The 13,486-nt window shown below is 68.8% G+C and carries 8 protein-coding genes and 1 pseudogene; 3 read left to right on the top strand and 6 right to left on the bottom strand.

The genetic code is table 11. From position 1 onward, the window contains the following. The first annotated feature begins 191 nt into the window (after positions 1–191). Together Q8L83_RS14490 and Q8L83_RS14485 are read left to right on the top strand one after the other, a co-directional pair. Entirely contained in the window at positions 192–3,227 is a 3,036-nt protein-coding gene (locus Q8L83_RS14490; RefSeq protein ID WP_305288126.1) for a TonB-dependent siderophore receptor, read from the top strand. 122 nt (positions 3,228–3,349) lie between these two features. Further along, a complete protein-coding gene (locus tag Q8L83_RS14485) occupies positions 3,350–4,825 on the top strand; it encodes an amidohydrolase (RefSeq protein ID WP_305288124.1) in 1,476 nt (491 codons plus the stop codon). A 17-nt stretch (positions 4,826–4,842) separates the two neighbouring features. Here Q8L83_RS14485 and Q8L83_RS14480 read toward each other — a convergent pair whose 3' ends face one another. Next, positions 4,843–5,787 carry an iron-containing redox enzyme family protein gene (locus Q8L83_RS14480; RefSeq protein ID WP_305288122.1) on the bottom strand — a complete coding sequence of 315 codons (945 nt, stop codon included), beginning with the start codon at positions 5,785–5,787 and terminating at the stop codon, positions 4,843–4,845. Between the two features lie 156 nt (positions 5,788–5,943). Here Q8L83_RS14480 and Q8L83_RS14475 point away from each other — a divergent pair, with 156 nt between their 5' ends. Beyond that, a complete protein-coding gene (locus tag Q8L83_RS14475; RefSeq protein WP_305288120.1) occupies positions 5,944–6,435 on the top strand; it encodes a flavodoxin family protein in 492 nt (163 codons plus the stop codon). Here Q8L83_RS14475 and Q8L83_RS14470 read toward each other — a convergent pair. The 5 genes and pseudogenes from Q8L83_RS14470 to Q8L83_RS14450 form a co-directional block, all read right to left on the bottom strand. Next, positions 6,429–8,303, bottom strand: coding sequence for a response regulator (locus Q8L83_RS14470; protein ID WP_305288119.1), 1,875 nt, complete (start codon positions 8,301–8,303; stop codon positions 6,429–6,431). The two genes, Q8L83_RS14475 and Q8L83_RS14470, sit on opposite strands and share 7 nt — an antisense overlap. Then, the gene (locus tag Q8L83_RS14465) at positions 8,300–9,931 is read right to left on the bottom strand and encodes a response regulator (protein ID WP_305288117.1); all 1,632 of its coding nucleotides are present in this window, start codon (positions 9,929–9,931) and stop codon (positions 8,300–8,302) included. Before Q8L83_RS14465 ends, Q8L83_RS14470 begins: the two co-directional genes overlap by 4 nt. Further along, positions 9,928–10,995, bottom strand: coding sequence for a chemotaxis-specific protein-glutamate methyltransferase CheB (gene cheB, locus Q8L83_RS14460; RefSeq protein WP_305288115.1), 1,068 nt, complete (start codon positions 10,993–10,995; stop codon positions 9,928–9,930). The genes Q8L83_RS14465 and cheB overlap by 4 nt, the downstream gene beginning before the upstream one ends. Continuing rightward, positions 10,992–13,169 carry a response regulator gene (locus Q8L83_RS14455; RefSeq protein WP_305288113.1) on the bottom strand — a complete coding sequence of 726 codons (2,178 nt, stop codon included), beginning with the start codon at positions 13,167–13,169 and terminating at the stop codon, positions 10,992–10,994. The genes cheB and Q8L83_RS14455 overlap by 4 nt, the downstream gene beginning before the upstream one ends. Positions 13,170–13,178: 9 nt before the next feature. Further along, positions 13,179–13,486, bottom strand: a pseudogene (locus Q8L83_RS14450) (methyl-accepting chemotaxis protein); the annotation flags it as partial.

The raw sequence follows: 13,486 nt of genomic DNA, 5'->3' as shown, positions 1-13,486 counted from the left end.
AAATCCGTCCCGAACCGACCTAAAAGCCGTGAAATTGGGCGTGAATTGCCCCTTTTTGCGGCCGTGTGGCGAATGTGTGTCGGCCAGCGCCGTATAACGACGCTACACCGGCCCTGCCGTCTATTCGGCCGAGAGGATCTGGAGAACCGGGAAAACGTCGGTCTTCGGGTCGGGATCAAAAGGGGATCAACATGAACATCACCAACTGGGGGCGGCGCGGTCTGCTCGGGACGACTATGCTCTGCGCGCTCGGCGCCGGCGGAGCCTTCGCCCAGACGGCCGAAACCATGGTTGACGAGATCATCGTCGTCGGGTCGCAGGTGCAGGGGTCGCGGATTACTGATGCCGTGCCCGTCACCGTGCTCGGACAGGACGAACTGCAGGCGGTCGCCGCCGCCTCGGGCGACGAGCTGTTCCGCTCCATCCCGCAGATGGGCGATGTGAGCTTCAACTCCAGCTACCTGCCCAACTCCAGCAACAGCGCCCGGGGCGATGTGGGCTCGGTCAATCTGCGCAATCTGGGTGTCGGCAACACCTTGGTCCTTCTGAATGGCCGCCGGGTGGTGACCCACCCGTCCAGCCGCGCCGACGAGAACCTCGTTCCAGTCCTGACCTACAACACCAACGCCATCCCGGTGAACGGTCTCCAGCGCCTGGAAGTGCTGCGCGACGGCGCGGCGGCGCTCTACGGCTCGGACGCGGTGGCCGGCGTCGTCAACACGGTGCTGCGCACCGACTATGATGGTCTGACCCTGGACGCCCAGTACGCCGGCGCCGAGGGCACGGGCCTGCGCCAGACCGATCTGTCGGCCCTGTTCGGCCGCAATTTCGACCGCGGTAATGTCACGGTGTTCGCCAGCTACACCGACCGCACCGCCCTGGACGCCCTGGACCAGGACTATACCGCCTCCCTGGACCGCCGGCCGCTGTTCGCCGGTACGCGTTTTGACGGCGCCACCTCCTTGGACGCCCGCAGCACCGTCACCCCTTGGGGCTATTTCCAGGCCAGCGGTCCTGTGCGGCGCAACGGCGCCCTGGTGACATCGACCGCGGGCTTCTTCCACGTGCAGCCGACCACCTTCCCCGGCTGCGCGACGCCCACCAGCGGCGGGCTCTGCCTGGATGACGGCGCCATCGCCACGGCCGGCGTCGATCGCGATCTGCGCTTTGACTCGCCGGCAGCCTACAACACCACGGTGATCCCCGAGGTGGAGCGGGTGAATCTGTTCCTCACCGGCAACTACGACCTGACCGACGAGATCACGGGCTTTGGCGAGCTCGGCTACTACACCGCCACCACCAAGAGCCTGCAGACCTCCACCGGCACCCTGTCTTCGATGCCGATCACCATGCCGGCCTCGAGCTATTACAACCCGTTCGGCCCCACGACCTTCGCCAATGGGACGGTCAATCCGAACCGCCTGTCGGGCATCGACGCCCCGGCGAGCGGCCGTGATGTGACCATCCGCACCTACAACTTCTCCGACGCCGGGCCGACCTCGGTGGATGTAGAGAACTCTCAGTGGCGGGCCCTGGCCGGCCTGAGGGGCGAGCGGTTCGGCTTCAACTGGGAAGGCGCGATCCTCTATTCGAAGGCTGAGGTCGAGGACGTCTCGGACGGCATCAGCGCCACCCTGCTGCAACGTCAGCTCTCCCTGTCGACGCCGGACGCCTACAACCCGTTCAACGGGGCCAATCTGCAGAACACCAGCCTGGCTGATACCGCCCGGAGCAGCCAGGCCGCCCTGGACGCCATCCGGATCAAGACGGTCCGCCGCAACACCAGCTCGCTGTGCATGGCGGAATTCAAGGTCTCGCGGACGGACATCTTCACCCTGCCCGGCGGTCACGTCGGCATGGCGGTTGGCCAGGAAAACCGTCGCGAGACCCAGAAGGACGACCGCGACGGCCGCGTGGACGGCACCATCAACTTCACCGACGTGGTCACCGGGACGGCCTATGCAGGCGACCTGATCGGCACCAGCCCGTCGCCGGACACCAGCGGCTCCCGGACCGTCGCCTCGGGCTTCATCGAGTTCGCCGTGCCGGTGATCTCGCCGGAGATGAACATCCCGCTGGTCCAGAGCGTGGAGATGCAGCTGGCCGGCCGCTTCGAGGACTTCAGCGACGCCGGCTCTGTCGCCAAGCCCAAGGTCGCGGTGGCCTGGGATGTGTTCGATGGGCTGCGCTTCCGCGGCTCCTGGGCCCAGGGCTTCAAGGCGCCCAACCTCGAACAGGTCAACGCCACCCTGGTGACCCGTTCCAACACCCGGACCGACTTCATCCGCTGCGAGGCGGATCTGCGGGCCGGGCGCATCGCCAACTTCGCGGCCTGCTCGCGGTCGGGCGCCACCACCGCGCAGCGGGCTGGCAACCAGGACCTGAAGCCCGAAGAGTCCGAGACCTGGGGGGCGGGCGTCGTCTTCGAACCCCAGTTCCTGCCGCCGGAAGTCGGGAACTTCATCTTCACGGTCGACTACTGGCGGGTGAAGCAGGAGGGCATCGTCGGCCTGTTCGGCGAGGGCAACGCCCTGATCCTCGACTACCTGCTGCGCACCCAGGGGACGAGTAACCCCGACGTGATCCGTGCGGCGCCCACCGCCGATGACGTGGCCGCCTTCGCCGGCACCAACCTGACCCCCGTGGGTCAGGTGCTGTTCGTCAACGACCAGTACCAGAACCTGCTGCCGCAGGAGGCTCGCGGCCTCGACATCGGCGTGGCCTGGAGCCTGAATGGCACGCGGTTCGGCGACTTCTCGGCCAGCTTCAATGCCGCCCATCTGATGAAGTTCTACCGCCAGCCGTCTCCGGCCATTCAGGAGCTCCTGGACGCCCAGGCGGCCGGCGCCATCAATCCCGGCGTCAACATCGCCGGCGGTGGCGACCTGATCCGCGACGAAGGTCGTCCGGACTGGAAATGGTCGGCCTCGGCCACCTGGCGCTACGAGCAGTTCACCCTGGGGGCCTTCACCCAGTATGTGGGCGATGTTCAGGACTTCGGCCTGATCGACGCGGCCGGCGATCCCTGGATCATCGACAGCCAGCTGACCGCCAATCTCTATGGTCAGTACGAGTTCACCGATGGCATGGCGGCCGATACCCGCCTGCGCGTTGGGGTGCGCAACCTGACCGACGAGAAGCCGCCACTGGCCTCGGACGGCTACCTGGGCGAGCTCTACACGCCCTACAGCCGCTATTGGTATGTGAGCGTGCGTAAGACCTTCTAGGTCGAGGGCGCGGGCGGCCTTCGGGGCGCCCGCGCCGACTTGCATCGGCCCGCCATCGGCAGAGGATGTCGGGTCAGCGGGGCTTGCCGCCCCTTGGTATCCCAGTCTTCCGGAGTTCGCCCATGCGCCGCGCCGCCTTCAAGATCGCCCTGATGGGCGCCGCCAGCCTGACCCTCATTCTGTCCGGATCCCCGGCCAGCGCCCAGGTGACTCCGCAGGACAAGCAGACCCTGATCGCGAGCGTCGAGAAGGGCGCGCCGCGCATGGCCGACGTGGCCCATCAGATCTGGGAGTTCGCCGAGGTCGGCTATCAGGAGACCAAGAGTTCGGCCCTGCTGCAGTCTGAACTGCGCAAGGCCGGCTTCTCGGTGGAGGCCGGTGTGGCCGGCATGCCCACAGCCTTCGTCGCCAGCTTCAAGAACGGCGATGGCCCCGTGATCGCTATCCTGGCTGAGTATGACGCCCTGCCGGGCCTCGCCCAGGAGGCCAAGCCTGAGCCGGCCCCGATCGCCGGCCAGATCGCGGGCCACGCCTGCGGTCACCACCTGTTCGGCGCGGCGTCGGTCGCCGCCGCCCAGAGCCTGGCGGCCTGGATGAAGGCCAACAATGTGGCTGGCGAGATCCGCGTCTATGGCACGCCGGCCGAGGAGGGGGGCTCGGGCAAGGTCTATATGGTCCGCGAGGGTCTGTTCTCCGACGTGGATGCGACCCTCCACTGGCACCCCAGCGACGGCAACAGCGCCGCCCAGAGCGTCTCGCTGGCCAACATCTCCGGCAAGTTCCGCTTCGCCGGCGCCTCGGCCCACGCGTCGGCGGCGCCCTTCCGTGGCCGCTCGGCCCTGGACGGGGTCGAGATCATGAATGTGGCGGTCAACTATCTGCGCGAGCACATCCCGGACGGGACTCGTATCCACTATGTCGTCACCGACGGCGGCGCAGCCCCGAACGTCGTTCCCGACAAGGCCGAGGTCTATTACTACGTCCGCCACACCGATCCTCAGATCGTCCGCGACGTCTTCGCCCGGATGCAGAAGGCCGCCGAAGGCGCGGCGCTCGCCACCGAAACCACGGGGAGCTTCGAGCAGACCGGGGGCGTCTACAACATGCTGGTGAACGACACCCTAGGCCAGGTCATGGACCAGGCCCTGCGCGAGGTCGGCCCGCCGGTCTGGAATGACCAGGAAAAGGCCTTCGCCGAGGCCATGAGCAAGCAGCTGCCGGCCGGTCGCAAGCCGACCCCGGCCAGCGAAATCAGGCCCTATTCCATTGGCGGCGGCGGCGGCGGATCTACCGACGTGGCCGATGTGAGTTGGGTGACGCCGACCGCGGGCATGGGCGCGGCGACCTGGGTGCCTGGGACCGCCGCCCACAGCTGGCAGGCTGTCGCCGCCGGCGGAACGAGCATTGGTTCAAAGGGGGCCGAGGTCGCAGCCAAGACCCTGGCCCTGGCCGGCGCGCGGCTTCTGCGGGAGCCCGCCCTGATCGAGACCGCCAAGGGCGAACTGCTTGAGCGACGCGGCGCGGACTTCACCTATGAGGCCATGGTCGGCGACCGGGCGCCGCCCCTCGATTACCGCAAGTCCTCCAAGGGGGATTGACCCCTCGCCAGGCTGGGTCAGGCCGACTCCTTGAGGAGAACGGTCTGAGCGGTGCGGGCGCCGGCCCACAGGAAGGCGCGATAGGCCTCGAAGCACTGCTCGCCACAGCGCAGGCGCATGATCGCGCCTTCGGCGATGGCGGGCAGCACCTCGGGGTGCTCCTGGGCCAGGGGCATGAGCGCCTCGGCGTTCCAGGCCTTGGAATGCTCGACGTCCAGAACCGCGTGCAGATCGAAATACTTGCGCAGCTTTGGCGCCACGCCCAGGCGCTTGAGGCCGGCGGCCACCGACGCCACCCGGGTCGGCGCGGTCAGTTCCACGACGCCCAGGGCGCCCACGGAGTGATAGGCGTATCGTCGGGTGGCGGCGAAGGCGGTCATGGTGTTGGCGAGCGCCAGGGACTGCCAGAGCGTGCCCTCGATGGTCGGCGCGAGCTCCAGGCCCTGCACGGTCATGTCGAGCATCGGCCCGTGCATGCCGCCCATATTTCCGCGGCCCATCTCGTCCCAGTAGTTGCGGGCCAGCTCAAGCTTGGGTCGGGCCGGCAGCTTAACCTGGGTCAGGGCGACCAGATCATCGAACCCCGCCTCGCCGGCGGCTTCCTGTGTCAGGAACCAGGAGATCTGTTCCAGGTCGGCTTCAGTGGCGAGCCAGTCGAACAGCGGGTCCCACTGGCCGGGACCGTTGTCCTTCAGGCCCTCGAACCAGGCGATGAAGCCCGCGGGATCTGTCGGGACCTGCGCCACCTCGTCCTGGACCCGGGCGCGGAAGGCTTCGATGAACTCGCCTTCCTTCTGCTGCATCCGCAGGTCGCGGTTCAGCTCCAGCCGCCAGTCATTGCGCGGCGTGGAGGGCGAAAGGCGGCTGCGGTTCCACCGCGCTAGCCCCCGATGGAGGCTGTTGGGGTCCGAAAAGCCGGCTGCGGGGGCGCTTTGCAGGCCCAAGCCCTGGATCATGGCCATGGAAATCTCCTGTTGGTGGGAGAAAGTCTCAGACCGCCCGCCGGGTTCCGGCCCTGACGTGGCTCGGTGGAAAATTCAGCGGCCACGCTGGGTCAGCTTGAAGGGCGGCGGCCTGCTGGCCTGTGTGAGCATGGCGATGTCGCCTATGCTGCCCCTATGAAGTTGCTGCTGATCGTCTATCACTCGCGTACCGGCGGTTCGCGCCAGATCGCCCAAGCTGCCGAGGCCGCCGCCCGCGAGACGGGGGAGGCGCGGGTCCAGGTCCTTGAGGCGACCGAGGCCGGGCCAGATGACCTTCTTCAGGCCGACGGTTACCTGTTCGTCTGTCCGGAGAACCTGGCGGCGATCTCCGGTGAGATGAAGGCCTTCTTCGACCGCGCCTATTATCCCGTGCTGGGGCGCATCGAGGGCCGGCCTTACGCCCTAATGGTCTGCGCCGGCAGCGATGGGGAAAACGCGGTTCGTCAGATGGCGCGGATCGCCACCGGTTGGCGGCTGAAGGCCGTGGCCGAACCGATCATCGTCTGCACCCACGCCCAGACGCCTGAGGCGATCCTGGCGGAGAAGCAGATCGCGCCGGCCGAGCTGGCAAGGTGCGGCGAACTCGGCGCAGCCCTGGCGGCAGGCCTCGCGATGGGGATCTACTGAGCCCAGGCCCGGGCGAGGGCGGCCTGCAGGGTGGCGTTGCTGAACGGCTTGTGGACCAGGGCGATGTCGCCGGGCACCTCAACGTCGAAATAGCCGGTGATGAGGATGATCGGCAGGTCCGACCCGTCCGCCCGAGCACGTCGGGCGAACTCGACGCCGTTTACGCCGGGCATGGCGAAGTCCACCAGGGCGAGGTCAAACGGCCCGCCCTCCCGGAGCAGGCGCAGCGCGGCGTCTGCGCCGTCCGCCTCGACGACGTCATGGCCGCAGTCCCGCAGGAATCCCGCGGTCACCGCACGCACAGGGGGCTCGTCGTCGACCACCAGAATGCGCCGTCCGGACCGCTCCTGGTCGGCCGCGCTCTTTTCCGGCGCCGGAGTCACCTCGAGGGCCGCGATCACCGCCCGGGGCAGATAGATCTTCACCTCAGTGCCCTGGCCCGGCTCGCTGCAGATTTCCAGGGCGCCGCCAGAGCGCTGAGCGAAGCCGTAGGCCATGGGCAGGCCAAGACCGGTGCCCTTGCCCACGGGCTTGGTGGTGAAGAAGGGTTCAAGGACGCGAGCCAGCACCTCCGGCGTCATGCCGGCGCCGGTGTCATGGACTGAGATCACAGCATAGTCGCCCGCCGCAAGGTCGAGCTGCGGCTCCGGCGCGGCGAGGGTCTGGTTCCAGGCCGATATGGTGATCCGCCCGCCATCAGGCATGGCGTCGCGGGCGTTGACCGCGAGGTTCAGAATGGCGAGTTCCAACTGGTCAGGCTCAATGGCCGACCGCCACAGGCCGTCAGCAAGGTTCCAGCTGATCCGCGCGCCTCCGCCCAGGGTGCGCTCGACCAGGTCCTTGGTCTCGGAGAGGATTTCGGCCAGGTCCACCACCTCGGCCCCGCGGCTCTCGGTCTGCCGGCTGAAACCCAGCAGGCGCTGGGTCAGGGTCGCGCCCTTCTGAGCGGCCAGGGTGGCGTTGTCCAAGTAGCGGCGCAGGGCCGCCTCATCACCCATGCGGCGGGTGGCCAGTTCGAGACTGCCGATGATGGCGGTCAGCAGATTGTTGAAGTCGTGCGCCACGCCGCCCGCCAGGGTGCCCAGGGCCCGCAGCTTGTCGGATTGGCGAAGCTGCATTTCGGCCAGCTTCTCGTCGGTGACGTCCCGCTCGACGACCACCAGGTGGCGGACCTCCCCGGCGGGGTCATGCACCGGCACGATGGCCGTCTCCAGCCACTGGGTCCCGACCTCGGTCTCCCGCTCGTCCAGCACCTCGACGGTCTCGCCCCGGGCCAGCGCCAGGGCCTCGGCGTCGGCGCGGCCGGAGCCGCCGAGCTCGGACTCGGTCTTGCCGACACCCGTCTTGGCGCCCAGACCCAGCGCCAGGGCCTTGCGTTCATTGATGCGCACGTACCGGCCCTCGCGATCCTTGACCGCAACCGCGGCGGGCAGGTGGGCCATGAGCCCGCGCAGCAGGGAACGTTCCTCGTTCAGCGCCCGGCGAAGCTGGTGGCGCTCGGCGGCCGACGAGACCATGGCCCGCAAGGCCTCGGGGTCCCAGGGCTTGGCGGCGTAGCCGACGATCCCGCCCTTGTTCAGGGCGGCGGTGATGGAACTGAGATCGGCATAGCCGGTCAGCAGGATGGCCTCAGCCTCCGACAGGCGTCTGGCCTGGCCCAGGAAGACGTCGCCGGTCATTTCCGGCATGCGCTGGTCGGAGACGATCACGGCCACATCCGGCTCGCGCGACAGGATCTCGAGCGCCTCGGCGCCGCCATTGGCGGCCAGGACCTGGAAGCTGTCCTCCAGCAGGTCTGCGAGCGCCACCAGGATATCGGGCTCGTCATCGACCAGGAGGATCAGAGGCGGTGGAGAGAGGGCGTTCATGCCTGGGGGTCCACGGGCAACTCGATCACGAAGCGCGCGCCGCCGAGGGGCCCGCTGTCCACCGTGATCTCGCCTTTGTGGGCGCGGACGACGGCATAGGCAATGGCCAGGCCCAGCCCCGTGCCGTCCCCCACCGGCTTGGTGGTGAAGAAGGGTTCGAAGATGCGGTCGCGGACCGCCTCTGGCACGCCGGGGCCTGAATCATTGATCTCGATCCGGTAGCCGCCATCGCGCTCCTCGGTGGAGACCTCAATGACGCCGGCGCCGCCCAGGGCGTCGGCCGCGTTGGACAGGATGTTCATGACCACCTGGTTCAATAGGGCCGGCGAGGCGGTGAGCTGTGGCCTGGCCCTTAGGTCCCGGCGAACCTCTATGGCGCCCATCTTGGGGCCAAGCAGAGCCAGGACCGTCTCAATAGCGTCGGGGACGTCAAGCTGCTGGCTGTCGGCTTCGTCCAGGCGGGAGAACTTCCGCAGGTTCATCACCAGGCTCTGGATGCGCTGCAGACCCATCCGCATGGCGCCGAGCCGGTCCGTCATCTTGGCCAGGGCTGCGGGATTGGAGTCGTCCGGAGCCTCCGCCAATTGCCGCGCCAGCCGCTCGACCGTGTTCTGGTGGCCCAGAATGAAGGCCAGGGGATTGTTGATCTCATGGGCGATGCCGGCGACCAGCTCCCCCAGGGAGGCCATCTTGGCGGACTGGACCAGCTGGGCCTGCGCCTGACGCAGTTGCTGGTTGGCGGCCTCCAGCTCCGCGTTGGCGCGGGACAGCTCGTCGGCTGCGGCGGCCCGGGCGTCCGCCTCTTCGGAGCGCCGGGTTTCCTCGGCCAGCAGTCTGCGCCGCACCAGGGCGCGCACCCGCATGCGCAGGACCTCGTCCTCGTCGGTACTGGCGGTGACATCGTCGGCGCCGGCGTCGAAGGCCGCAGCCAGGGCGTGGGGATCGCCGGCGCCCGGTCCGATGACGACAATCTGGAAGGGCAGGGACATGCGCTCGCGCTGACGATCCAGTCTGCGGCACAGATCCAGGCCGTCCAGACTTGCGCCTGTGGCGGGCATGACGATGCAGTCGATCTGGTCATTGGCGGCCGCCATGGCCGTCGTCGCATCCGGCGCCTCGCTCACCTCATAGCCGACCTGGGCCAGGACGGCGCCCAGCTTGATCCGCTGGGTGGCGCTGTCGTGCACGATCATCACCCGGGCCGGGCGGAAGCCCGCGTCGGCGGCTGTCTCGCTGGCCGCCATCCGACCCCGGCGCAGCAGGGCGCGAAGCCTGGCCAGCATGACATCCATGTCGGCGGACTTGGACACATAGGCGTCCGCCCCGCTCTCCAGGCCCTGGCGCTCCAGATCCTGCTCCCTGGCGCTGGTCAGCATGAGCAGGGGCAGGGTGCGGGTCCGGCGGTTCAGGCGCAGCTGCCGCGACAGCTCGCGTCCATCCATGCCAGGCAGGTGAAAGTCGGCCACGACCAGGTCCGGGAGGGGCCCGTTCAGCCTCTCCAGGGCGGCCTCGGCGCTGGTGACGGTCTGCACCGTATAGCCCTCGGCCTCCAGGCGGCCGCGCAGGGCCAGGGCCTGGGTCTCCGAATCTTCCACCACGAGAACCTTGGCGTGCGGATGGGGGCTCATGGACGCCCCTTGCCGGACAGCTGGAGGATGCGAGGTCCGATCAGGTCAAGAGGCAGAATGTCCCGGGCCGCTCGCAGGCGCACGGCGGCGGCGGGCATGCCGTTCACCACCGCAGTGCTGGCATGCTCGGCGATGGTGTGGGCGCCCCCCTGGCTCAGACGGGACATGCCCTGGGCCCCGTCTTCCCCCATGCCGGTCAGCAGGGCGGCGACCGTGCGGGTAGGCGCGGCCTCGGCCAGGGCGCCGAACAGCACATTGGCCGACGGTCGCTGTCCGCCCACCGGCGGGGCCTGGGTGATGCGCATGACGCCGGAGCTGCGGATGGCCAGGTGGGAGTCCCCCGGCGCCACATAGACGCAGCTGGGCTCAGCCAACACCCCGTCCTGCGCCAGGACCACCGGCATGGCGCAAAGGCCGTCCAGCCACTTGGCGAAACCCTCCATGAAGGCCGCGCCCATATGCTGGACGAGCAGAACTGGCGCGGGGAAGTTCGAGGGCAGGGCGCCCAACACCTTGGCCAGGGCGGGCGGCCCGCCGGTGGAGGCCGCCAGCGCCAGGAAGTCCAGCCGCTCGAATGCGCCCGGGACGACCGGCCGGGTCTCGGTTCGCTCATCCCGCGGCGCCCCAATGCTGCGGCGACGGATCACCGGAACACTGCTCATGATGAACAGCTGGGTGCAGATGGTCTCGGCCAGTCGCTCGTAGCTGGCGTTGCTGGGCCCCGCGGGCTTCTCCACTACGGTCAGCGCCCCGGCCCGCAGGGCGTTCATGGAGATCCGCAGGGAGGCGTCCTCCACCGCGTCGGCGATGACCACGATCGGCGTGGGGTTGTCGGCCATGATCCGGGCCGTGGCCTCCAGGCCGTCCATGCCCGGCAGCCGGATGTCCATGGAGATCACATCGGGGCGGACCCGCGGGATTTCGGCCAGGGCGTCTTCAGCCGAGGCGACAGCGGCGGCCACGACGAACCTCGGGTCCCGGCCGATGATATGGGTCAGCAGCTGGCGAACGACGAGGGAGTCCTCGACGATCATCACCCGGACAGGCGCGCGGCCTTGATTCACAGGATGCGCCCGATGGTGGCCAGCAGTTCCCGTTGGTCGAACTTCTGCTTGGTGATGTAGGCCTCGGCGCCCAGGTCCAGCCCCCGGCGCACATCGGCCTCGTCGTCGCGAGAGGTCATCAGGATGACCGGCAGGCGCGCCAGCCCGGCGTCGGCCTTGATCGCCTGGAGCAGGGAGAAGCCGTCCATGCGCGGCATCTCGATGTCAGCGACCACCAGATCGATCACAGTGTCGGACGAGCGCAGGGTGTTCAGGGCGTCCACCCCGTCCACCGCCAGCAGGACGCGATAGCCCTGGGCTTCCAGAATGCTCTTCTCGAGGGTGCGCGTGGTGATGGAATCGTCCACCACCAGAACCGTCCGAACCTGCCGGGCTTCGGTTTCCTTGGGGGCGAGCCCCAGCGCCGAAGCGGACAGCCGCCGCGCGTTCCTCAGCCAGCGGTCGATCAGCGCTTCTGGATTGAGGACCAGCAAGGGTCGGTCCTCGTCCAGGATCGCCGCCCCCAGGGTCAGGCCCGGGGCGATACGGCTGTCATCCAGATCCTGAACAGTGAGCTCACGCACATCGACGATCTCGTCGACGGCCAGCAGCAGGTGTCGATCCCCCCGGTGAATGAGGATCATCGGCGCTGCGGCGCCGGGCGCCGGCGGTTCGAGCACGGCGTTGTTGAGGAGGGCGTTCAACGGGATCACGGGCGTGACAATGTCCGACCCGTCGATTTGTATCCGCGCGCTGGGCACGCCTTCGACGATTTCCAGTTCACCGCTTCTCAGACGCAACAGGGAGCGGACAGCGAAGCTGGGGAGGCCAAACAGAGCGCCGCCGGCCTCGACAGCCACCAGGGTCTGCCGAGCGGCCGACAAGGGCGCCGACAGGATGACCTCGGCGCCGAAGGGACTGCGGGCTCGCAGGCGGGCCGAGCCGCCGAGGGCTGCGAGGGATTGCCCCACCGCCGACAGGCCCATGCCGCGGCCCGACAGCCGATCCACCGCCTTGGCGGCGGAGACTCCGGGCTCGAACGCCAGGGCAAGGATTTCGTCAGGGTGGCGGGAGCCGTCATCAGGCGACAGGAGCCCGCGGGCGATAGCGGCGGCCTCGATCCGGGCCAGGTCGGGACCTGGCCCATCATCGGCGATCCGGACTTCCAGACGACCGCCCCGGGCCCGGGCCTGCAGGGTTACGTGCAGGCGCTCGGACTTGCCGGCCGCCTTGCGAACTTCCGCCGCCTCGGCCCCGTGGCTGACGGCGTTGCGCAACAGGTGGATGATCGGCTCGCGCAGAGCCTGGAGCACGCGACGCTCGGCGCGAACCTCGAGGCCTTCGGTGCGGACCTCTACGTCCTGACCCTGGTCGCGGCCCAGGTCCCTGACCATGCGGCCAAGATCGCCCAACAGGCTCTCAGCCGGCGCCAGGGCGATTTCGTCGATCTGTTCGCGCAGCACGGCCAGGCTCTCGCCCACGGCCCAGTTGGCCCGGGACTGACGCCGGGCGAGTTCGCCAAGATCGCGGGTCAGGGTCTGCAGGGCATGTTCAAAGGCGACTGCCCGGTTGGAGGTCCGGCCCTCGCCGCCGCGGGCCCGCATGTCGCGCCACAGGCGTTCCAGCTGACTGGCCTCACGTCGCAGGCGCTGGGTCAGCTCCACCTGGGCGGCCTCGATCTGGACCTCGCTGGACAGGTGGTGCAGGGCCTCGTTCAGGCGTTCGCCAAGTTCGGCGTCCACCCGCACATATTCGGGCGAGCGGTCCGACGCGGGCGCCGCGGTCGGCTCAACCCGCTCGACCGGCTCGCTTGGCTTGACCGGCGCCGGCTGCGCGACCTGCGCGCCCAGCGCCTGCAGGGCCCGGCTTGCGTCGGGCAGGGGGGCGCCATCGCGCTGCGCGGCCGCCTGGGCTTCGATGGCGTCCAGGCCGAGATGGATGAGATCTACCGTGGCGGCGTCAAGGACTGACCCGTCGTCGATCACCTGGGCCAGCCGCTCCTCCAGCCGGTGGGCCAGATGCTCCACGACCTCCAGGTCCACCGCCCGGGCTGCGCCCTTCAGGCTGTGCAGGCGGCGGAACACCTCACGCAGGTCCGCCTCGGCCGGCGCGGCCAGGGACCGACGCACCGATTCGAGGTGCTCGCGGTGTTCGATATCGAACGCCGCCAGGAGCTGGGCGCGGAGGTCAGCCACGGTCCGCGATCAGACCCGGTAGCGTTCAGCCAGACCCAGCAGCTGCTGGGACAGGCTCGTGAGGTTGCCGGCGGCTTCTTCCAGCTGGCGGGTGCCGACGGCGGTCTGCTGGCTGGCCTGGCGGATGTTCTGCAGAGCGCCCATGACCTGTTCGATGCCCAGCTGCTGCTGGTTGGTGGAGGCGACGATCTGCTGGAAGGTCTGGACGCTTTCCTGCACCCGGCCGGTGATCTCGGTGATGGTGCGCTGGGTGGTGTCGGTGCGCTCCTTGCCCGCGGCCACTCGCTTGACGGCCTCCTCGGTGAGCATGACCGAGG

It is taken from the genome of Phenylobacterium sp. (assembly GCF_030680185.1).
Classification (GTDB): Bacteria; Pseudomonadota; Alphaproteobacteria; order Caulobacterales; family Caulobacteraceae; genus Phenylobacterium.
The sequence above is the reverse complement of the archived record's forward strand: the minus strand, read 5'-3'. Positions and strand labels throughout refer to the sequence as shown.